Here is a 20,160-nt window from a genome sequence, read left to right on the forward strand (position 1 = left end):
CCGGCTCACCCGGCGATGACCGCCTTCGCATAGGTTTCCCGCTGGATCTCCACGATCTCGACGGACACCTGGATGTGGAGTTCCGACGTGGCGGGGATGTTGGACACCAGCGCCTTCAAGGCGATCGCGCCCATCTCGCGCCGCGTTTCATCGCTGCGCCCGGTCAGCACGGACAAGGTGCCGGCCACGAACGCGCGTCCGCGCGCTTCCACGCCGACGAGGAACTGCTCCGCCTGGAACGCCCGGCTCTTGATGTCGATTTCCTCGAAGTGGCCCGACGCCGCGAGGGCAGCGTTCACCGCGGCGAGGCAGCGATTCACGTCGAGGTCGGACAGGTTGGCGCTGTGGTGCAGGGTGAAGTGAGGCAAGGCGGAACTCCAGAATTTTCGCCATGGTAGGCCGACCTGAGAGGAACCGCCGTTCCGCACTCACAAGACCTGTCCTTGGATCAAGCATCCGCGCACAGCATCCGTTCGTGCATGGCCGTGCGCAGTAGCATCACGACCCATGATCTACCTCGCGGTCACTGCGGCTGGCCTGAGCCGGGCTCTGGAGCAGGCCAAAGACGACGACTTCATCTGGTGCGGCAGCGACGCCATCACGCATGCCGAGTTCGCGGCTAATGCGCCGCGCAACGTCACCCGATTTGTCTACTCGATCGCGGAACCTGGGCGCCTTGACGATGCGCTCAACACGATCGAGGAGCACCATCCCTCCGAGACGGTCTGGATCGAGCAGGTGACGCCGCGCCCGCGCGGGAGCCCCGATGCACCCGGCCGCATCGACCAGGCGCCGATGAGCGATCATTGGACTGTCCGCCCGTTCAAACGACCTGCCTCATGACCGCTCGTTCCCTCCTCGTCGACCGCCCCCAGACCCTGGGCGAAGAGATCGCCAACGCCATCAGCCACGGGCTGGGCGCCTTGCTGGCCATCGCTGCGCTGCCCATCCTCGTGATCCGGGCGATGAACCACGGCGAGGCCGCGGACGTCGCGGCCGCCGCCATCTTCGCGTCCACCGGCATCCTGCTGTACGGCATCTCCACGCTGTACCACGCCCTGCCCGCCAAGCTGGCCAACGGCCGCCTGAAGGCCTGGCTGATGCGCCTGGACCACGCCGCCATCTACGTCTTCATCGCCGGCAGCTACACGCCCTTCACCCTGGGCGTGCTGCACTCCGGGCCGGGCGTGACGCTGCTCATCGCCGTCTGGGCCGCGGCCGCCTTCGGCGTCACGATCAAGCTGCTGAACCGGCTGCGCCATCCGCTGGTGTCGACGGCGCTCTACCTCGCCATGGGCTGGGTCGTCGTCTTCGCCATCGGACCGCTGATCGAGCGCACCCCGGGGCCGGGTCTTGCGCTGCTGGTCGCCGGCGGCCTCAGCTACACGCTGGGCGCCATCGTCTTCCTGCTCGACAACAAGGTGCGCTACGCCCACTTCGTCTGGCACCTGTTCGTGCTGGGCGGCAGCGTCTGCCACTTCTTCGCCGCGTTGTTCTACGCGTACTCCTGATGCCAACGTGCCGCGCGTCCTCGACGGCGGCCCTCACGGCAACGTCGCCCGGATCAGTTGCTGATCCGACATCAACACCAGCTGCTTGACGCCCACCGCAGCGAAGGCCCAGCTCGCGTCGATGCCGATGCGCGGATCGCTGCCGAAGACGAGCCGCTGTCCCGCCTGCACCAGCACCGTCATCGCGCCGGTCGCCGGATCCAGGCTCGCCAGGTCGCCGGCCAGCGTGATGACGTAGATGTTGCCCGCGGGATCGACCGCCAGCCGCCGCGCTTTCGCCGGCAGCGAGCTGACGGTGCCGTCAGGCGCGATTCGGCGCACCGTGGGCGTGTCGCCGCGGCCGCCGTCGAGCAGCCACATCGTGCCGTCGGGCGCCAGCGCCAGGTCCAGCGGCATCGTGAAGCGCGCGGTCGCCCGCGTGCCGTCGTCCGTCCCCCGCTCCTTCATCACGCCGGCATACGTGCTGACGTTGCCGGCCGGATCGATCCGGCGGATGGCGTAGTTCTGCGAATCGGACGCGTACAGGTCGCCGTTGGCCGCGCGGGCAAGACCCGTGATGTTGGTGAACTTCGCGGTGGCGCCGGGACCGTCGACCGCGCCCTGCCCCTGTCCTGACGGGTCGCCGTAGAACGACGGCGTCCCGGCGATCGTGCGTGCCGTGTTCGTCGAGTCGATCGTGCGGACGGTCGAGAGGTCGGAGAAGTAGATCGTCCCGTCGGGACCGACCACCATCGTCTGATCCGCCGTGACCACGTCGGCGGCGCTGCCCTTGCCGTCGATGGTGCCGGCGCCGATCAGCCCGATGACGGGGCTCACGGCGCCGCTGGTCGCGATGCGGCGCACCGCCCTGCGCGTCCCCACGACCAGTCCGCCGTCCGGCGACGCCGCCACCGAGATGTTGCCGGTGAATTGGGCGGGCCCGGCGTCGGTGGCGTCATCCGCGAACGAGGAGAAAGGCACTTGCGCGAGCACGCCCGTGCCGGGCGACTTGTTGTCGAAGCCGAAGACGTTGGCAATGGCCAGCGAGGTGATCAGGCCGTCCGGATCGACGCGGCGCACCGCCCCCAGATAGAAGGTGGTCTCCGTGATCAGCAGCCCGCCGTCCGGCATGGGGACCAGGCCGCCGCTGTGGAAGCCCGTCTCCATCGAGCCCACGCCGCGCGGGCCGTCCCTGGGGACCGTCATGCCGACGGTGCCCGCCATGGTCGTGACAACCCCGGTCGCGGTGTCGAGCTTGCGCACCAGACCCGCGCCGTCGCGGATGTAGAGCGTGCTCCCGGACAACGCGATGTGCTCCGGCAGGACGATGGTCGCCGCCAGGCCCGAGCCGTCCATGGACGCGGTGATCGTGCTGGAGCCGCTGCCCGCCACCGTGCCGACGCTGCCGGCCGCGTTGCCGTTGCGGGAGATGCGGCGGATGAGTCCGTCGAAGTCGGCCACGTAGACGGTGCCGTCGCCGGCGACCGCGAGCCCCGAAGGATGGTTGAACTTCGCCGAGCCGGCCGCGCCGTCGACGTAGCCCGGCGAACCCGGCGTGCCGGCGTAGGTGGTCACGACCCCGGCCGTCGTCACGCGGCGGATCACCTGGTTGCTCCGGTCCGCGACATACAGGTCGCCGTCGGGGCCCAGCGCGATGGCGCTCGGCAGATAGAAGCGCGCCGCGCTGCCCGTGCCGTCGGCGTTGCCGAACTGGCCCGGCGAACCCGCGATCGTCGTCACGGCGCCGTCGGTGCCGATGCGGCGGATCACGTAGCCGTAGCGCTCGGTGACGTAGAGCGTGCCGTCGGCGGCGGCCGTGATGCCGTACGGCAGGTTGAAGCGCGCCGCCGCGCCCACGCCGTCGACCGTGGCGCCGGTGAAGTCGGCGACGTCGCCGGCGATCGGCGTGATCGACAGGAGGTCTGCCGACATGCGCGCCACCGAATTGCCCGTGACGAAGGCATAGCTCCCCGAGGCCTCCCGGACGATGCCGCGCGAGAAGGACAGCGGCGCCTGATGCCGCAGGCCGGTCAACGGCACCGGCGACAGGATGCCGGCCGCAGGGTTGGTCACGACCAGCGTCGCCGCCGTGCTGGTGGTGGCGCTCTCGCCGCCGCAGTCGAGCGCGGCGCGGAACTTCGCGCCGTTGTCGCCGATCGCGCTGGTGATCACGTGGCTCGGCGTCGTCGCCGAAGGGATCGCGACGAACGCGCCGTCGGCGCCCGAGTTGCGCTGCCACTGGATGTTGAGCGTGCCGCTGCTGCAGGTCGCCGCGACGACGAAGGTCGCCTGCGCGCCCGCGACCACCGCGGCGTCGGCGGGCTGCTGGGTGACGGTGAGCACGGGCGGCGTGACGACCGGCGGGGTCACGACAGGCGGTGTGACGGGCGGCGTCACCACGGGCGGCGCCGTCGGCGCTGCGCCGTCAGGAGACACGGGATCGTTGCCGCCCCCGCACGCGACCAGGACGACGCACAGCACGGCGACGAGGACGGCATGCAGCCGTCGTTCCACCAGGAACCAGTCAACACTGAACATGGCAACTCCGCAATCAAGAAAGGGCTGAAGGCGACAAGGAGCGCCGCGACCTCACACCGTCACGCGTTCGCAGCGCCTGCTACCTCACTGAACGAAGTCCCGGACGGGCGCCGGACACGCGGCAGGCGTGGCGCTCTGATTCCTTGTCCCTTGCTTGGGGGTCGAGCCCGCTGTCCGTCCCCGGCCGCCCACCTCGTTCACCTGGGCAGGACGGCGTGATTTCTCCCGCCGTCGCCAAGGGGAGCGCGATGGACGAGTTGTTCAAGGGCCTGCTGACCGCAGGCACCGTGTTGCTGGTGATGGCGGCGGCCCGGCACGGCGGCCGCCGGGTGGCAGGTCTTGTCGCCGCGTTGCCGACGATCACGGCGCCGACGCTGGCCTGGCTGGCGCACGACGAAGGCATGAGCTTCGCGATCAGCGCCGCCATCGGCAGCGTCGCCGCCTGCGCGATGCTCGCGGTCTTCGCGCTGGGCTACGCGCGCGCCGCCCGATACGGCGGCGGCGCCGTCGCGCTGGCCTGCGGGCTCGTCGGCGCGCTGACCATGGCGCTGCCCGCGAAGGCGGCCAGCGCCGACCTGAGCGCCGCGCTGATGCTGGCGCTCGGCAGTTGCGCCCTCACCTTCGCGGCGATGCCCCGACTCGGTGCGGAAATCGTGTCGCGTGGACGGGTCGCCGCGAGGGACGGGGCCCCGCTCGTCGCCCGCGTCGAATCACGCCCCCTCTGCGCGATGTGGCGCTCGATGTGGTTCGTCGCCGCAACGGCGGGCGCGCTCACGATGATCGCCACGCTGGTCGGCCCGGCCCTGGGCGGGTTCGCCGCCGGACTGCTCTCCTCGCTGCCTCTGATCACCGGCCCGGTCGCGATGGCCGAGCACGCCAACGGCGGCCACCACGCCGCCGCGCACTTCCTGCGCGGGTACGTCGGCGGGCTCTTCGGCAAGGCGGCCTTCGGCACCCTGTTCGTCCTGCTCGCGCCCCACACGGGCGCCCTCACCGCGCTGTCGCTCGCCTGCGCCTGTGCGTGCCTGCTGTCCACCGTACGGTTGCGGCTGCCGTCACCCGGCCCCTCCTTGCCCTCCTCGCCCTCCTCGCCCTCCTTGCCCTCGTTGAGAGCCATGCGTTCGATGACACCGATCACCCGCGCCTCGCGCCGGGCGGAGTGACACGAGATGACACAAGCCCATCAGGACTTGGGGACGCCCGGCGGCACGGACCGCCCGGAGCGCGCGCTACCATCGCCGTCACCTACCTCGTTTTGGACGGAAGCACGGCATGGGGGAAGTGACGCAGTTGATCGGACGGGCGCGCGACGGCGACCGCGAGGCCTTCGACAGGATCTTCGAGCTGCTCTACCCCGAACTCCGGCAGGTGGCCCACCGGCGCCTGTCGCGCGGATCCGGCAACGACCTGATGGCGACGACCGCCCTGGTCAACGAGTGCTACCTCAAGTTCCTCCAGCGCGAGACGCTGACGCCCTCGGACCGCGCGCACTTCCTGGCCTACGCCGCGACGGTGATGCGATCGATCATCGTCGACGCCGCGCGGCAGGCGAAGACCGACCGCCGCGGCGGCGACGCCGAGCAGGTCACCTTGAACTCCGAGCTGATCGGCGGCCTGCCCGCCGCGTCGGACGAGATCCTGGCGGTGCATGCGGCCCTGGAGGACCTCGGCCGCGTCGACGAGCGGCTGGGCCGCGTGGTCGAGATGCGCTACTTCGGCGGCCTCGAAGACGAGGAGATCGCCGAGGCGCTCGGCCTGTCCGCGCGCACGGTGCGCCGGGACTGGGACAAGGCCCGGCTGCTGCTCGCGCACGCGCTGCGCGACTGACGATGACGCCGCGGTTCGTCATGGCGGGTGCGATGACGGACGCGATGACGAGCGGAACGACGGACGGGATGGCGGCATGACGATCCTCTCCCGATTCGAAGGCGACTGGCCCGCGATCAGCGCGCTGCTGGACGAGGCGCTCTATCTGTCGAAGCCGGCGCGCGAAGCCTGGCTCGAAGGTCTGATCGGCGAGAACGCCGCGCATCGCGAGACGCTGCGCACCCTGCTCGCGCATCAAGCCGAGGTGGAGACCGACGACTTCCTCGACACGCTGCCGCGGCTCTTCGCGGCGGACGGTTCCGACGATCTGGGCGGCAAGCCCGGGCCCTTCGACGGCGTGGGCCCGGGCAGCCGCGTCGGCGCGTACCGGCTGATCACCGAGATCGGCCGTGGCGGCATGGGCACGGTGTGGCTCGCCGAGCGCGCGGACGGCCTGATGAACCGGCGCATCGCGCTGAAGCTGCCGCGCATCGTGTGGGGCGACAGCCTCGCGGAGCGGCTGGATCGGGAACGGGAGATCCTCGGCACGCTCGAGCACGAGCACATCGCCCGCCTGTACGACGCCGGCGTCGACACGCAGGGTCGGCCCTTCCTCGCGATGGAGCACGTCGACGGCGTGACCATCGACGCGTACTGCCGCGCCCACGCGTTGCCGCTGCGCGAGCGCGTTGCGCTGCTGCTGCAGGTGATGGCGGCGGTCGGGCATGCGCACGGCCGGCTGGTCGTCCATCGCGACCTCAAGCCGAGCAACATCCTCGTCACTCGCGACGCGCAGGTGAAGCTGCTGGACTTCGGCATCGCCAAGCTGCTCGAAGGCGACAGCACGATGCGCACGGCATTGACCGAGTTCTCCGGCCGCGCGCTGACGCTGGACTACGCGAGCCCCGAACAGATCCGCGGCGATCCGCTGGGCACGGCCAGCGATGTGTACAGCATGGGCGTCGTGGCTTACGAGCTGCTCGCCGGCGTGCGTCCGTACCGCCTCAAGCGGGGCAGCGCGGCCGAGCTCGAAGAGGTGATCGCCGCGGCGGAGATTCCGTTGGCGAGCAGCATCGGGAGCATCGCGGGCACGGCAGGAACGGCAGGCTCGGATGCCGCTGGCAACGCGGGCGTCGCGAGTGCCAGCGCGGACCGCGCGCTGCGCCGGCAACTGCGCGGCGACCTGGATGCGATCCTGAACCACGCGCTGAAGAAGTCGCCCTCCGATCGGTATCCGACGATGGACGCCTTCGCGCAGGACCTGCGCCGCTGGCTGGACGGCGAGCCGGTCCAGGCGAGGCCCGATGGATGGGCGTATCGCATGGCCAAGCTCGTGCGGCGGCACCGCCTGCCGGTGGCGGCGGGCGCCGTCGCCGCGCTGGCGCTGCTAGTCGGCGCTTCGGTGGCGTTGTGGCAGGCGCATCAAGCGGGGTTGCAGACGCAGCGCGCGCAGGCCGAGGCCGCCACCGCGCGCGCGGTGCAAGGTTTCCTCGAAGGCGTGTTCCGCGCGAACACGGCCGACCAGGCCGACCCGGCGAAGGCCCGCGACACGACCGCGCGCGAGCTGCTGGATCGCGGCGCCGAGCGCATCAACGCCGAGCTCAAGGACGCGCCGGCAGCGCGGCTGAGACTGCTCACCGTGCTGGCGTCGATGTACCAGGACCTGGGCTTGAACGCGCGCGAGGTCGACCTGCAGCGCGAGCGCCTGACCCTGGCACGTGAACTGCACGGACCGACCAGCGACGAGACCGTGCTCGCGATGGCCGCGCTGGCCAATGCGCTCGCGCTCGACACCAAACGCGACGAAGCCGCCACGCTGTTGAAGGACGCCACGGCCATCCTCGACGCGCGGCAGGACGTCGACTCGCCGACCCGGCTGCAGGTCGAGATCGGACAGGCCTCGCTGAACCGGCGCGCCAAGCCGGAAGCGGCGATGGCCTTCGCCAAACGCGCGCTGGCGATCGCGCGACAAGGCAAGTCCGGCGCCAACGCCAGCAGCAGCAGCAGCAGCGACGACCCCACCGCCGTCGTCAATGGAGGCTCTCGTGCCAACGCCGATCTGCTGATGGTGCTGCGCATCCTCGGCGACGCGGCGTTGTTCAGCAAGTCGTTCGAGCGCGCAGAGCGCGCGTATGCCGAGGCCGTGCAGCTCTGCGAAGCGAACCCGCCGCTGGGCGCGGGCGATCTGTCGCTGATCTACGGATTCCTCGGTCATGCGCAACGCGCGCAGGGTCGATACGCCGAGGCCGAAACCAGCCTGCGCAAAGGCATGGAGGCGGAGGTCGCGCGCAACGCCAACGCGGTCCGCGTGGCGGAGACGCAGACGCACTACGCGATCTTCCTCAACCAGGCGGGGCGCTTCCGCGACGGCCTGGCGGCGCTTGCGCCCGCATGGCGATGGAGCGGGACCGCCGCGGCCGACCTTCCGCAGCGCCGCTGGGTGCGGATGTGGCAGGCGCGCTCGCTCGCCAGCTACGGCCAGACGCAGGCCGCGCTGGCCGTCAGCGGCGACGACGTCTCGGTGCTGGGGACGCCCCATCCGCCCGACGGCATGGACGAGCAGATCCTCACGGACCGCGCGATGGCGCTGACCAGCCTCGGTCGACTGGCCGACGCGCACACGCTGCTGGAGCGCCAGCGGCAGGCGACACCCGCCGGCAAGCCGCCGGGGCGGCTCTACAGCCTCGCGCTGCGGCGCTGGCAGGTGCAGAGCGGTCAGGCGAAGGAGGCGCTCGCAGGCTTCCAGACACAGCGCGCGACGAGGAAGCTTCCGCCCGCTCCCGCGGCGAGCGAGCCCGTGGCGGAGCAGGCGGAATCCGCCTGGCTCGAACTCAACGCCGGCCATGCGGCTGTGGCGGAGTCGCAGGCCCGGCAAGCGCTTGCGACGATCCGGAGCGGCCGCAATGCCGACTACCAACGCGACCATGAGGCCAGCGCCACGCTGGTGCTGGGCCAGGCCTTGCTTCAACAGCAGAAGGCAGAGACAGCGGAGCCGGTGCTGCAGGAGGCCGTGCAATTGCATCGCGCGATCTACGACCCTGCGCTGAGCCCCGCCGTGGCGGATGCGCTCGACGCATTGGCGCAGGCGCAGCGCGCGCTGCGCCGCGATGCCGACGCCGACCGCTCGCTCGAACAGGTTCGCGCGATTCGCGCCGCGCAACGCCAACAAGTTCAAGCGCCGTGATCTCGCGCGGCGATGTCCGTTTCGGGGACGGGATCTCGTAATCAGGGATAGGCGGGCGAGGTTGCCTGCGGCGGAGATCCCGATGCGCCTCCCGATCCCATTCCCGATCCCGTGGCCCGAAGCGTGGCGGCCCCTGCCCTGCGCCGTGGCGACCTCGACGGCCTATGCCGCGCTCTACACGGCCTCCAACCACATGACGAGCCTGCGGACCGATGTCGGCGCCGGCGTGTTCGCGTGGGAACGCGGCATTCCCTTCGTGGACTGGACGGTGGTGCCCTACCTCTCGATCTGCGTCTTCTTCGCGCTGTCGTTCTTCATCGACGCGGACGCCGGGCGCCTGCGGCGCCACGTGCTGCGACTGCTCCTCGTGCTGATCGTGTCGGTCCTCTGCTACGCAGCCTTCCCGCTGCGCTTCACCTTCGAGCGACCGCCGACCGACGGCGTCATCGGTCTGATGTTCGACCTGCTCGGCCATTGCGACATGCCTTACAACCGCGCGCCGTCGCTGCACATCGGCGTGCTGGTGCTGATGTGGGCGCGCTTTTCGCCGGTGGCACGCGGCGGGTGGGCCCTGGCGCTGCACGCGTGGTTCGCGCTGATCGGGGTCTCGGTGCTGACGACGTACCAGCACCATGTGCTGGACGTGCCGGCGGGGGCGGCACTCGGCATTGCGGCGATCCTGCTCACGATGCCGTCGCGCCGGGCGATGCATGCGGGTCATGCGCCGCGCGGATCGGTCACGGCGGGCCGCACAGAGGGCCGCATAGGAGGCCGCACAGAAGGCCGCACAGAAGGCCGACCAGGCAGCCACACCAGAGGCGAGACCGCTCGCGCCTAACTCCTGAGAGGTAGCGCGTCGCTTGACGCTTACCGTTGTTTGCAGCTCTTGCGTCTACCGGTCGGAGGCGCCTTCATCGCGCGGAAAAAAATGGAATCAATCCAGACAGACATCCGCGAGAGAAGAGCATGCACGATCCCATCAGCCCGAGCTTCGGCAAGCTCCAGGCCGCGTCGACGACGATCGCGCTGGCCTTCAGCGTGCTGCTGAGCGCCTGCGGCGGTGGGGATGCGACGGGGTCGCAGAAGGATCCGACCGATACGCTGGGTTCTGCGCCGGCGCCCTCGCCTGCACCCGCGCCTGCGCCTTCTCCAGCGCCCGCGCCTTCGCCGGCTCCCGCACCCGCTCCCGAACCGGCGCCTGCTCCTGGACCAGCGCCGGCTCCCAGCCCCGCACCGGAGCCCGCGCCCTCCCCGGCACCTTCGCCAGCACCGGGCCCTGCTCCCGCGCCTAGCCCCGCGCCGTCTCCTGCGCCCGCACCGTCTCCCGATCCGGCTCCGACGCTCACGCTGCCCATCGAAGTGCTTGGCGCCGGCGCGCCCGATGCGCCGACGGTGGTTGGCGCCGAGCTGTCGATCGACGCCGCATCGCTGTCGACCGCGACGCAACTGGTGATCCGTTGCCACCGCTGCGGCTTCTACAACTCGCCCGAGTTCGAAGCGCTCAGCAAGCCGCTGACGGCCATCGCCGGCAGCCTGCGCGTGGTCGGTGCCGCCAACGCCAACAACAGCAGCGCGGCGGCCTGGATCCCCATCAGCGACACCGGCGTGCAGCTCGACGAGATCGAGCGCTCGCACGGCGGCGTCAACGGCGGACTGCTGACCATCCGCTTCCGCGTGCCGCTCGACAGCACCGCGCGGGCGCGCCTGGTCGCGAGCCCCGCCACCAACCGCATCGAGTTCCGCTTCAACGGCACCGACGGCAACTCCAACGGCTTCCGCATCCTCGACCTGCAGCTGCAGGACGCGAGCGGTCGCAACGTCGCGACCAACCCGCGCCGCTGGGCCGACATCTCCGCTGAGAAGACTGCCGGCAAGACCTGGACCGCCGACGCCGACGCGGGCAAGGCCCTCTGGAACGCCTCCGGCCTGCTGCTGAAGTCTCCGGTGGTCAACACCAAGATGCGCGCCGCCTGCGCGTCCTGCCATGCGGCCACGGGTCGCGACCTGCAGTACTTCAACTACTCCAACAACTCGATCGTCCAGCGCTCGCGCTTCCACGGCCTGAGCGAAACCCAAGGCAAGCAGATCGCGGCCTACCTGCGCGCGGCGCTGGCCAACGTGCCGCACGTGCCGCAGGCCACGCCCTGGAATCCGCCGTACCAGCCGGGTCCGGGACTCGACAGCAAGCCCGTCGTCGAATGGGCCGCCGGTGCCGGCATCGACGCGGTGCTCCCGGACGCGAAGTCCTTCGTCAACGTCTTCGCTGGCAAGGCCGCCAACAGCACGGCTGCGGTGACGCAGGCCGAGCTCGACGCCGCCATGGATCCGAGCCCGGGCAAGGTGCTGAACACGCGCGAGATGCCCATCCCGCTGCAACTGCCCGACTGGAACGCGTGGCTGCCCATCACGCATCCGCTGGACATCTGGACGCCGGACGCGGGCCAGAGCCAGGGTCTGTTCGAGACGCAAGGCGATACAGGCTCCAACCCGATCAAGGTGTTCAAGCGCATCGCCGACTGGTTGCAGGCCAACAAGAATCCGAACGGCGTGTACGGCGACTGGAGTCACCTCACCGCCGACCAGCGCGAACGGGCGATGTACTGGCTGACCGACCCGGGCATGAAGACGCTGGACGTCGTGGGCGGCGGTCGCGGCAGCCGCGTGTCGTCGAATCCCTCGCAGCCTTTCGGCGCGGAGATCGGCGGCCGCAAGCTGCAGGCCTTGCTGTCGTCCTCGACGCAGTCCTCAGCGACGGCGCTGTATCCGAACGCGAAGGCCGGCTACAGCAAGGAAGCGTTCATCGAACGCGCCATGTTCGGCATGCTCCACTGGATGGGCGTCAAGCAGTGGGAACTGGCCCATGAATACGGGCTCGAAGCCCAGCCCGCGTCGTTCCACGGCAAAAAGGACGCGAGCGGCAAGTGGGTCGGTGAAGGCGAGAAGCGCGGCTGGCCGTTCAGTTGGCCGAGCGTGTTCTACATGGCGCCTCACATGCTCTACGTCGACGAGCAGACCCAGCAGGGCAAGCGCGAGTTCTACTTCTCGTGGGAGCCCAGGCTGACCTCGTACTACCGGACCAACCAGTGGTACCAGCTGCAGATGACGATGAACCCGGGTTGGGCCGGAGCGTCGGAAGGTCCGATGGACTGGCCGTACCACATGGGCTTCACGACCGCGGTCGTGGACGACCTGATGACGGCCAAGGCGCCGTCGCAGGTGTCGGCGTCGCACCTGGCGCGCTACTTCCAGGTGCGGACCAAGCTGGCGCAGCTCGCCAACACGAACCTGTCGTTCAACAAGCCCGATCCCGCCGCGCCAACGGACCTGTTCCGCAACGAAGGACACCGCAGCCGCGCTTCGCTGGCGATCCACAAGCTGGGTGTCGGCGAGGTGGTCGACCGTGGGCCGGAGAGCTGGGAGAAGTCGAGATTCAGAATGCTCGACGACGTGACGCCGGGGCTGCATCTGATGTTCATCAACAGCTCGATCTCGCTCTACAACGCGATGTACGCGAACACGACCTACGAGCAGTGGCGCCGCTGCGATCCGAACGCGCTCTTCGGCAGCGAGCCGGAGATCAAGTCAGGCTTCCGGTTCTGCCTCGATGCGAAGCGCACGCCGCTGCCGCTCAACAGCAAAGGCCAGCAGCATCTGGTCGGTGGCTGGGTGGACTGGACCAGCGAGCAGTACATCACCTGGAGCGTGATCTCGGCGCGCAACCACGGCGCCGAAGCTCAACGCCTGAAGACGTTCTCGGACTGGTCCGGGAGGATGTGGAAGGAGTGAACGGCGGGATGGCGAAGGTCTGAATCGGACAGACGACGCCCACAAAAAAAGGAGGAGCCGAAGCTCCTCCTTCAAGACACCTATCAGAACGGGAAGTCCGCCTTCTTGATCTTCACCCTGCGGCCATCTTCGTGATGCCACACGATGCCTTCAATCGGCTTGTCCCGCAGGTACGCCATCAGCCCGGCAAAGGTCCGCGGCGCATCCGCCAGCACATCCTCGCCGTGCGGAATGAGCACGTGCTCGGTGAGGTTCTCCGGATTCGCGCCGTGGCGAGTGCCGATGCGCGGTCCGCAGACCTCGTAGGTGCCGTCCGGAACGCCTTGCGGGTACCGCACCGCCGCCGCTTCCACGGCTTCGTGGATGTAGCGCGAGTCCGGTCCCTCCGCCGCCACCCAGCCCGGCCAGTGACCGCTCACCGGGTCCGGGCTCGGCTGAGCCGGGATGAACCCCGCGGGCGGCGTGCGGCCGGTCTTGGCGTCGTAGCGCTTGAACACCGCGCCGTCCTTGACCATCACGGCCAGACCGTCCCACTTGCGGGTGGCCTGGCCTTCACCCTCGAGCACCCATCGGGCGTCGGGCGTGACTTCGTCGCGGACCTTGCGGTTGCCCTCGTAATTGCGCTGAAACAGCGAAATGATCTTCTTCATGAAAACGCCTTAACTTGGTTGATGATTTTTCGAGTCCCATCGCCTGCCATTAAGGGTTCCCGCTCCGGGAAAGCCGAGATTCACCCGGACTTCCAGAAGCGGAAGCCTGAAGTGTAGCCAGGGCTGCCTGATGGAGGCAGGTCAGCAGCAAGAGCGAACCCAAACGGCAGAATCCCTCCATGGATCAAACCGCCCTCTACGGCTGCATCCGCAGCGCTGGCGCACAGGTGCTCGTTTTCGAGGATCACCCCGGCTTCTTCGGCAACTGGCGCGCTCGCGTCCGCACGCCGTCCGACCACCTCGAAGTTGTCTGCGACCATCGTGAGGGCTGGCTGACGCTGTGGCGAGCCCTGCCCGACCAGAAGCAGGAGCGCGTGCATGAAGTTCAGTTGATCGGGCTCGATGAGAACGGCATCCTCCTGCTTCTCTCGTCCTGGCTGACAACGGGAACTGAGGGAGCAGCCCAGGGTTTCATTTAGCGTCGTGAAAGATGATGCCCAGCGTGTGCCGCAGTCCCGAATGCAGCCGACTGACGCCGTGCCGCAGACTCGCGCGATGGAAGCCGCGCGTCGAGCGCACCGGACGATGGTTGACGGCGAGCACCACCGCATCGCCCCGCCGCAGCGGCACCACGTCCGCACGACCTGCCCCCTTTGAGTCGCTCTGCGTCAGCAGGAGCTCGCCGCCTTCAAAGTCGCGTCCCGGCTCGTTCAGCAGGAAGATGACCTGGAACGGGAAGACGTGATCGCCGTAGAGGTCCTGGTGCAGACAGCAGTAGTCTTCGGGCTGGTACCTCAGTAACAGCGGCGTCGGCCGTCGCTGGCCGGCCGCATGGCAGATGGCGCGGAACTCGTCGTGAGTCGGCGGGAAGCGCTCGCTGATGCGCATGGCCTCGTGCCATCGGTTGGCGATGGGCGCCAAGGGCTCGTAGAGGGCGTGTCTCAACGCGCCGACGACATCGGGCAACGGATAGCTGAAGTACTTGTACTCGCCCCGCCCAAACGCGTAGCGCTCCATGACGATGCGACTGCGAAAGCGCTCGTCCGCCGGGAAGTAGCCGGCGACGTCGGCGCATTGCGTGGGCGTCAGCAACGAAGGCAGGACGGCGAAACCGTCTTGCCCCAGATCGTCCTCGACGTCGCTCCAGTCCAACGCAGTGACAAGGTCCTGCGGCGTTTCGATCGCTCTCATATCGACCTCACGCCACTGTCGCTTCGTCGATGAGCAGCTCTATCCCGACTCGCTCGCCGCTTCGAACGCGGCTGATCGCATGCTTCAGGCTCACGCGGTAGTAGCCCTTCGTGCCCTTGTGCGGGCGATGCGCCACCGCGAGGACGGCGACATCGCCGCGCCGAAGCGGCAGCACCATGGGCCGGGACTGCATGCGAGGTCGCTGTTCGGTCAGGACGAACTCGCCGCCGGTGAAGTCATTCCCGGGCTCGTTGAGCAAGGCCACGAGCTGCAATGGGAACGCGTTCGGCCGCTCCCCATACTGGCGAAGCGGCTCGTAGTCATCGATGCGCAGGCGTGTGAGGCGCGAATGAGCCGAGTCGCCGGTCGCATCGACCGCCGCACCGCCGGATTGCGCCATCCACTCGGCCAGCGTGTCCGGGTAGGTGTGATCGATCTCGCGCACGGCGTTCCAGTGGTTGGCAGTCGGGACCAGGCGTTCGTAGAAGTGCTTGCGCAGGTCCGCGATGACGTCGGGACGTGCCGACAGCAACTCGGCGATCAGCCCTTCGCCCAGCACGCCAGGCAGGACAGCGCAGCCTTCTTCGTTCAGCTGCGCTTCGATGCGAGGCCAGTCCAATCGATCGACGGCGTCCCTCACGCTCATGACTGGGCGCCCTGCCCGGCCTCGCGCAGCAGCAGCTCGCGCTTGCGGTCGACGCCCCAGCGATAGCCGGACAGCTCGCCGTTGCGACGCACCACGCGATGGCACGGGATGGCGACCGCCAGCGGATTCGCTCCGCAGGCTTGCGCGACGGCGCGGACTGCCTTCGGCTGGCCGATGCGCGCCGCGACCTGCGCGTAGCTGACGGTCACGCCGGGCGGGATCTCGCGCAGTGCCTGCCAGACCCGCTCCTGGAAGGCCGTGCCCTGCACGTCCAGCGGCAGGTTCAGGCCGAGCGACGGCGCCTCGATGAAGCCGACGACCTGCGCCACCAGCAGCTCGAAGTCGGCATCGCCGCCGATCAGCTCCGCCTTCGGGAACTGGTCCTGCAGGTCCTCGACCAGTCGCTCGGGATCGTCGTCCATCAGGATGGCGCAGATTCCGACCTGACTCTGCGCGACCAGGATCGCGCCGAGCGAGCATTGCGCCACCGCGAAGCGGATCTGCATGTTGGGCGCACCGGCGCGGTACTCGCGCGCCTGCATGCCGAGCATGTTGTCGGCCTCCGCGTAGAAGCGGCTGTTGGAGTTGAAGCCGGCCTCGTAGATCGCATTCGTGACCTTCGCGCCCTTCTGGCCCAGCTCCTGCCGCAGCTTGTTCGCGCGGAACGCCGACGCGTAGCCCTTCGGGGTCAGCCCCGTCTCGGCCTTGAAGATGCGATGGAAGTGGAACGGACTCATGCCCGCCTCGTCGGCCAGTTCATCGAGGCTGGGCGGCGTTTCCGCGCGCTCGATCATGCGACAGGCCTTCGCGATCGCCGCCGCGTGCTGTCTGGCCATGGCGGTCCGATCACCGGATGCGCGCTGACTCGCGCGGTAGCCGGCGGCTTCGGCGGCCTGCTCGTTGGCGAAGAACTCGACGTTCTCGCGCTTGGGCAGGCGGGCTGACGAGCTCGGCCGGCAGTAGACGCCGGTCGTGCGGACGGCGTAGACGAAATACGCGTCGGCGCGGGCGTCGCGCGCCTGCACGGCTGCCCAACGCTGCGCGTCGTCGGCGTAGTCGTCCGCGCGCTCGACGCGCTCGGCGCTTTCTTCAGTCAGAAGGTGCTTGGTGGTGTTCATGGTCTTCAATCCTGTGAACGCAGTGTCCGACGGCGCCTGATCGCAGGCACCTCGTTTCTTGCGATCGAATTCGTGTGCGTCGGTCTCTTCCCGGATCCCAGCCCTCTTCCTTCGGACGGACTGCGGCTCGCTGCGAGCCGGCCGCCTAGCCCGCCTTGCGGAACGTCAGGTTGATCCGGTAGCTGCCGAGATCGGGATGCGGGTCGTCCTTCAACGGCATGACGCCGTGATAGCGCAGGCGATCCTCGGCGCCCCACACGGCGACGTCGCCGTGGAACAGCGGCACTTTCGCGGTCGGGTCATCGCGTCGCAAGCCGCCGAACAGGAAGACCGCCGGCATGCCCAGCGACACGGAGACGATCGGTGCGCCGAGGTCCCGTTCGTCCTTGTCCTGATGAAGGCTCAGCTTCGCGCCAGGCGCGTAGCGGTTGATCAGGCAGGCATCGGGCTCGAAGGCTTCAAAGCCGGCTGCCGCCGCAGCGTCGTGGGCGAGGCGCTTGAACGAGTCCGGCATCGCCGGCCACGGCGAACCGGTGTAGGGATCGATCGCCGAGTACCGATAGCCCCGTCGATCAGACGTCCACCCGAGCGCGCCGCAATTGGTCATCGCGACGGACATCGTGTAGCCGCCGGGAGTCACCAGATGCCGGAACGCGGAGATCCGCGCCACCTCGTTGATCGCCTTCAGCAGATCGCCCGCGACAGGCCGGGCGAACCCACGCAACACGCAGGCGCGCGGGCCCAGCTCGTGGACGCCGTCCAAGCCCATGTCGTCGAACAGTCCCCGTGTGCTCACGTCGTCACCTCGAATCGTGAAAGATCAATCCCACCGTATGGCGTCGGCCGCTGCGGATCCGGCTGACGCCGTGACGCATGGCGACGGCACGAGTTTGCCCCCGCTGCCCCGCCACCGGACGTTGATTCACGGTGAACACCACGCCGTCGCCCTGCGACAGCGGAACGACATCCGCGCGCTGTTGGCCCGCACGTGTTTCCGTCATCACAAACTCGCCACCGGTGAAGTCCTCGTCGGGGCGCGACAGCAGGATCGCGACCTGCAGCGGGAACACTTGCTCGCCGTAGAGGTCCTGGTGGAGGCAGTTGTAGTCGCCTTCTTCGTATTGAAGGATCAGCGGCGTGGGGCGCGTCTGTCCTGCGCGATGACATCGTTGCAGGAAGTCCGTCAACGCGTCGGGATAGCTCACGTCGATACCGAGTCGCTGGTTCCAACGATTGGCGATGGGCACCAGCCTCGGATACAGCGCGTGACGCAGCTCGCCGAGCAACGGCGGCAGCGGATAGGCGAAGTACTTGTACTCGCCGCGGCCGAAGCCATGGCGGGCCATCACGATCTTCGTCCGGAAGCGGTCCTCCTGCGGATACAGGTCAGCGATCTGACGGCACTGGGCGGCCGTCAGCACGCCAGGCAGGACGGCATTGCCGCAGGCGTCCAGCGACCGCTCAACGGCGCCCCAGACAGCGACATCTGTCATCTCATTTCCTTCAAGTCGATGGGATGAACGCAGTCTAGGAACGCGCAGGCGTTCAGACACTCCGATCCTTGCGATTGAATCCAGGTCCCATTTGCGCGCGGTGCGTGGCCAGGAGAGCGATTCATCTCACACCTCTATGATCCGCGTCGACTTCCACTCCGCGACACGGCCATCTCATGACCGACGATTGGGACTTCTACTCCGCGCTTGTCGACGGCAAGCCAGCCTCTCTCTACGTGGACCTCGGCGCCAAAGCCTTCGCTCCGCGGAAGGATCTTCCGCACATGGCCTACCTGCGCCTGCGCATGCGCCAGCCGCGCGATGACGGGCTTTCCAGCAAGGCCGAATTCGACCAGCTCATCGTCATCGAAGACGCGCTGACCGACGCGCTCTGCGACGAGCACACCGCCTTCGTCGGCCGCAACACGTCTGACGGCTGCCGGGATTTCTACTTCTACGTCTCGGCACCTGACACGTGGGAAGCGCGCACGGCCTCGGCGATGGCGCCCTTCGGCGACTATCAGTTCCAGACCGGCACGCGCGAAGACCCCGAGTGGTCGAGCTACATGAACTTCCTCCTGCCCGGCCCCTGGGACCGCCAGCGGATACTGAACCGCGGCGTCTGCGAGCAACTCCAAGAGAACGGCGACGCGCTGACGACGCCTCGCGAGATCGACCATCTGGCCTACTTCAGGGATGCGGCCTCGGCGGCCGCATTCATCGACGATGTCCGCCCGCTCGGCTACCACATCAAGGACGAGCCCAGGCACGACGAGGAAGACGACACGATCAGCGTGGAGGTCTCTCGCGTGGACGTGCCGTCGATGCAGGGCATCGACGAGGTGACTCGTCCGATCTTCGAAGCCACTCATCGCCATGGCGGCGACTATGACGGCTGGGGTTGCACTGTCGAGCGCTGATGTGAACGATCGAACCGACGACCCGACCAACGCCCTCGACCCCGAGGACTTCTTCCCCGCGCTGGAGATCCGCCGCACCCGCGCCATCGTCGAGCGCGACATGGCGATCATCGAATCGCTGCACGCGCCGGAATACGAGCTCATCTCGCCGGCGGGTCGCCTCTTCCGACGCGACGAGTATCTCGCGCTCATCGCCGAAGCGCCCTTCTACTCCGGCTGGGAACACAGCGACATGCAGGTCCGCGCGTCCGCGGACCTCGCCGTCATCCGCTACCGCGCGCGACTGAGCTTCCCGTCGGGCAAGGTCGTCGACTGCTGGCACATGGACGTCTACGAGCGCCGCGAATCCGGCTGGATGGCTGTGTGGTCCAAGGCGACCGCACTCCCGACCGCCGCGTCATGAACAAGCGCCCAGTCGCCCTCGCCATCGTGAGTCTGGCGCTGTCCGCGCTCTTCTTGGCCATGGCGCTCACGATCGAGAGACAGCCGCCGGAGTCGCTCCAGTTCATCAGCGGCGTCATCGTCGACAGGGAGCCGATCTACACCCGGCAGCAACTCACCGGGTTCAGGCTGCAGGTCGGCCAACCGAGCGTCACGTTCACCTACCGCGATCCGGATCCGGACGTGAGGAGCGCCTGGTCGACGATCCAGACCGCCCGCGCCGTCCGGATCCGCTTCGACCAACCCGCGGATTGCCAGCCCACGTTGTGGGCCTTGGAGGCCGATGGCAAGCCGATCGCGACCTTGGTGCAGGTCGAGGCCGCGCGGAGCACGTCGTTCTGGTGGCACTTCCTTGCCGCCGTGCTCGCGGGCGGCGTTGGGCTGACAGCCCTCGCGTCCTTGTTCAAGAAGACTTGGAAGTCCCACCGTCGCCGCTAGCAAGCCGCGGCGCCCCCTCACGGCAGGCTGCTCACCACCAGTTCGTCCGACTTCGATTCATCGAACGCCATGCGTTCCTTGAGTCCCTGGTGCTCGTCGTAGGGCTCCTCATAGGACCACACGGCGTCCTTGGCGCTCTGATCGCCAAGGTCGATGTCGAAGTAGCTCGCCGTGCCCTTGAACGGGCATTCGGTCGAGGTCTCCGTCCGTTTCAGCCGATCCTGCCGCACATCCCCGCGCGGGAAGTAGAACCGCGGCGGATGGCCGTCCTCGTCGACGCGCACGACATCGCGCGAATCCGCCAAGGTCTGGCCGGCGAACACGGCGATCATGCGTTCGGCGACCGGGGACTCCTTCACCTTGTGCTCGGGATGCAGGCGATGACCGGGGGACTTGCTCATGACGGGACCTCGATGACGGTTGTGGGAACCGTCACCGAGCAATCGGCATGCCTTCATC

General features: G+C 68.5%; 20 protein-coding genes. 11 read left to right on the top strand and 9 right to left on the bottom strand.

From position 1 onward, the window contains the following. Positions 1-5: 5 nt before the first annotated feature. On the bottom strand, positions 6-368 hold the full coding sequence (locus ACQZ13_RS17585) for a 5-carboxymethyl-2-hydroxymuconate Delta-isomerase (protein WP_431046651.1): 363 nt from the start codon (positions 366-368) through the stop codon (positions 6-8). Between the two features lie 139 nt (positions 369-507). Between ACQZ13_RS17585 and ACQZ13_RS17590 the strand changes: the two genes are divergently transcribed. Both ACQZ13_RS17590 and trhA read left to right on the top strand, forming a co-directional pair. Then, on the top strand, positions 508-843 hold the full coding sequence (locus tag ACQZ13_RS17590) for a hypothetical protein (protein WP_431046653.1): 336 nt from the start codon (positions 508-510) through the stop codon (positions 841-843). After that, entirely contained in the window at positions 840-1,511 is a 672-nt protein-coding gene (trhA, locus tag ACQZ13_RS17595) for a PAQR family membrane homeostasis protein TrhA (RefSeq protein ID WP_431046655.1), read from the top strand. The genes ACQZ13_RS17590 and trhA overlap by 4 nt, the downstream gene beginning before the upstream one ends. A gap of 33 nt (positions 1,512-1,544) precedes the next feature. On the opposite strand, the gene ACQZ13_RS17600 is transcribed toward trhA, so the two are convergent. After that, positions 1,545-4,028 carry a hypothetical protein gene (locus ACQZ13_RS17600; protein WP_431046657.1) on the bottom strand — a complete coding sequence of 828 codons (2,484 nt, stop codon included), beginning with the start codon at positions 4,026-4,028 and terminating at the stop codon, positions 1,545-1,547. Positions 4,029-4,243: 215 nt separating this feature from the next. Here ACQZ13_RS17600 and ACQZ13_RS17605 point away from each other — a divergent pair, with 215 nt between their 5' ends. The 5 genes from ACQZ13_RS17605 (at position 4,244) to ACQZ13_RS17625 (ending at position 12,804) form a co-directional block, all read left to right on the top strand. Then, positions 4,244-5,191, top strand: coding sequence for a hypothetical protein (locus ACQZ13_RS17605; protein ID WP_431046658.1), 948 nt, complete (start codon positions 4,244-4,246; stop codon positions 5,189-5,191). A gap of 109 nt (positions 5,192-5,300) precedes the next feature. Next, a complete protein-coding gene (locus ACQZ13_RS17610; protein ID WP_088407414.1) occupies positions 5,301-5,855 on the top strand; it encodes an ECF-type sigma factor in 555 nt (184 codons plus the stop codon). Between the two features lie 76 nt (positions 5,856-5,931). Beyond that, a complete protein-coding gene (locus ACQZ13_RS17615) occupies positions 5,932-9,018 on the top strand; it encodes a protein kinase domain-containing protein (RefSeq protein WP_431046661.1) in 3,087 nt (1,028 codons plus the stop codon). An 82-nt stretch (positions 9,019-9,100) separates the two neighbouring features. Then, the gene (locus ACQZ13_RS17620) at positions 9,101-9,856 is read left to right on the top strand and encodes a hypothetical protein (RefSeq protein ID WP_431046663.1); all 756 of its coding nucleotides are present in this window, start codon (positions 9,101-9,103) and stop codon (positions 9,854-9,856) included. A 128-nt stretch (positions 9,857-9,984) separates the two neighbouring features. Continuing rightward, positions 9,985-12,804: a hypothetical protein gene (locus ACQZ13_RS17625; protein ID WP_431046664.1), complete on the top strand. Its 2,820-nt coding sequence runs from the start codon at positions 9,985-9,987 to the stop codon at positions 12,802-12,804. An 83-nt stretch (positions 12,805-12,887) separates the two neighbouring features. Here the strand turns inward: ACQZ13_RS17625 and ACQZ13_RS17630 are convergent, their stop codons facing one another. Beyond that, positions 12,888-13,454 carry a hypothetical protein gene (locus tag ACQZ13_RS17630; RefSeq protein ID WP_431046666.1) on the bottom strand — a complete coding sequence of 189 codons (567 nt, stop codon included), beginning with the start codon at positions 13,452-13,454 and terminating at the stop codon, positions 12,888-12,890. 179 nt (positions 13,455-13,633) lie between these two features. Between ACQZ13_RS17630 and ACQZ13_RS17635 the strand changes: the two genes are divergently transcribed. Next, positions 13,634-13,933 carry a hypothetical protein gene (locus ACQZ13_RS17635; protein WP_431046668.1) on the top strand — a complete coding sequence of 100 codons (300 nt, stop codon included), beginning with the start codon at positions 13,634-13,636 and terminating at the stop codon, positions 13,931-13,933. Here ACQZ13_RS17635 and ACQZ13_RS17640 read toward each other — a convergent pair. The 5 genes from ACQZ13_RS17640 to ACQZ13_RS17660 all read right to left on the bottom strand — a co-directional run bounded on the left by ACQZ13_RS17640 (position 13,926) and on the right by ACQZ13_RS17660 (position 17,902). Then, entirely contained in the window at positions 13,926-14,645 is a 720-nt protein-coding gene (locus ACQZ13_RS17640) for a 2OG-Fe(II) oxygenase (protein ID WP_431046670.1), read from the bottom strand. The genes ACQZ13_RS17635 and ACQZ13_RS17640 overlap by 8 nt on opposite strands. A gap of 7 nt (positions 14,646-14,652) precedes the next feature. Next, on the bottom strand, positions 14,653-15,291 hold the full coding sequence (locus ACQZ13_RS17645; protein WP_431046672.1) for a 2OG-Fe(II) oxygenase: 639 nt from the start codon (positions 15,289-15,291) through the stop codon (positions 14,653-14,655). Then, on the bottom strand, positions 15,288-16,409 hold the full coding sequence (gene ada / locus ACQZ13_RS17650; protein WP_431046674.1) for a bifunctional DNA-binding transcriptional regulator/O6-methylguanine-DNA methyltransferase Ada: 1,122 nt from the start codon (positions 16,407-16,409) through the stop codon (positions 15,288-15,290). Before ada ends, ACQZ13_RS17645 begins: the two co-directional genes overlap by 4 nt. A gap of 145 nt (positions 16,410-16,554) precedes the next feature. After that, positions 16,555-17,205 carry a DNA oxidative demethylase AlkB gene (gene alkB, locus ACQZ13_RS17655; RefSeq protein WP_431046676.1) on the bottom strand — a complete coding sequence of 217 codons (651 nt, stop codon included), beginning with the start codon at positions 17,203-17,205 and terminating at the stop codon, positions 16,555-16,557. A gap of 4 nt (positions 17,206-17,209) precedes the next feature. Further along, entirely contained in the window at positions 17,210-17,902 is a 693-nt protein-coding gene (locus ACQZ13_RS17660; RefSeq protein ID WP_431053269.1) for a 2OG-Fe(II) oxygenase, read from the bottom strand. Between the two features lie 176 nt (positions 17,903-18,078). Here ACQZ13_RS17660 and ACQZ13_RS17665 point away from each other — a divergent pair, with 176 nt between their 5' ends. From ACQZ13_RS17665 to ACQZ13_RS17675, 3 genes are read left to right on the top strand one after another with little or no spacing between them, the layout of a single operon-like run. Beyond that, positions 18,079-18,822: a DUF695 domain-containing protein gene (locus ACQZ13_RS17665; protein ID WP_431046678.1), complete on the top strand. Its 744-nt coding sequence runs from the start codon at positions 18,079-18,081 to the stop codon at positions 18,820-18,822. A gap of 1 nt (position 18,823) precedes the next feature. Continuing rightward, positions 18,824-19,225 (top strand): nuclear transport factor 2 family protein, encoded by a 402-nt coding sequence (locus ACQZ13_RS17670; RefSeq protein WP_431046680.1) that lies wholly within the window; start codon positions 18,824-18,826, stop codon positions 19,223-19,225. After that, a complete protein-coding gene (locus ACQZ13_RS17675; RefSeq protein ID WP_431046682.1) occupies positions 19,186-19,701 on the top strand; it encodes a hypothetical protein in 516 nt (171 codons plus the stop codon). Before ACQZ13_RS17670 ends, ACQZ13_RS17675 begins: the two co-directional genes overlap by 40 nt. 17 nt (positions 19,702-19,718) lie before the next feature. Here the strand turns inward: ACQZ13_RS17675 and ACQZ13_RS17680 are convergent, their stop codons facing one another. Further along, on the bottom strand, positions 19,719-20,102 hold the full coding sequence (locus ACQZ13_RS17680) for a DUF427 domain-containing protein (protein ID WP_431046684.1): 384 nt from the start codon (positions 20,100-20,102) through the stop codon (positions 19,719-19,721). Between the last annotated feature and the right edge of the window lie 58 nt (positions 20,103-20,160).

Origin of the sequence: Roseateles sp. L2-2 (assembly GCF_050613215.1) — a bacterium.
GTDB classification, from domain to species: Bacteria; Pseudomonadota; Gammaproteobacteria; order Burkholderiales; family Burkholderiaceae_C; genus Roseateles; species Roseateles noduli.

Coding starts and splice junctions, on each gene's coding strand:
- ACQZ13_RS17590 (WP_431046653.1), top strand. CDS start 508: ATGATCTACCTCGCGGTCACTGCGGCTGGCCTGAGCCGGGCTCTGGAG.
- trhA (WP_431046655.1), top strand. CDS start 840: ATGACCGCTCGTTCCCTCCTCGTCGACCGCCCCCAGACCCTGGGCGAA.
- ACQZ13_RS17600 (WP_431046657.1), bottom strand. CDS start 4,028: ATGTTCAGTGTTGACTGGTTCCTGGTGGAACGACGGCTGCATGCCGTC.
- ACQZ13_RS17610 (WP_088407414.1), top strand. CDS start 5,301: ATGGGGGAAGTGACGCAGTTGATCGGACGGGCGCGCGACGGCGACCGC.
- ACQZ13_RS17615 (WP_431046661.1), top strand. CDS start 5,932: ATGACGATCCTCTCCCGATTCGAAGGCGACTGGCCCGCGATCAGCGCG.
- ACQZ13_RS17620 (WP_431046663.1), top strand. CDS start 9,101: ATGCGCCTCCCGATCCCATTCCCGATCCCGTGGCCCGAAGCGTGGCGG.
- ACQZ13_RS17625 (WP_431046664.1), top strand. CDS start 9,985: ATGCACGATCCCATCAGCCCGAGCTTCGGCAAGCTCCAGGCCGCGTCG.
- ACQZ13_RS17630 (WP_431046666.1), bottom strand. CDS start 13,454: ATGAAGAAGATCATTTCGCTGTTTCAGCGCAATTACGAGGGCAACCGC.
- ACQZ13_RS17635 (WP_431046668.1), top strand. CDS start 13,634: ATGGATCAAACCGCCCTCTACGGCTGCATCCGCAGCGCTGGCGCACAG.
- ACQZ13_RS17640 (WP_431046670.1), bottom strand. CDS start 14,645: ATGAGAGCGATCGAAACGCCGCAGGACCTTGTCACTGCGTTGGACTGG.
- ACQZ13_RS17645 (WP_431046672.1), bottom strand. CDS start 15,291: ATGAGCGTGAGGGACGCCGTCGATCGATTGGACTGGCCTCGCATCGAA.
- ada (WP_431046674.1), bottom strand. CDS start 16,409: ATGAACACCACCAAGCACCTTCTGACTGAAGAAAGCGCCGAGCGCGTC.
- ACQZ13_RS17660 (WP_431053269.1), bottom strand. CDS start 17,902: ATGACAGATGTCGCTGTCTGGGGCGCCGTTGAGCGGTCGCTGGACGCC.
- ACQZ13_RS17665 (WP_431046678.1), top strand. CDS start 18,079: ATGACCGACGATTGGGACTTCTACTCCGCGCTTGTCGACGGCAAGCCA.
- ACQZ13_RS17680 (WP_431046684.1), bottom strand. CDS start 20,102: ATGAGCAAGTCCCCCGGTCATCGCCTGCATCCCGAGCACAAGGTGAAG.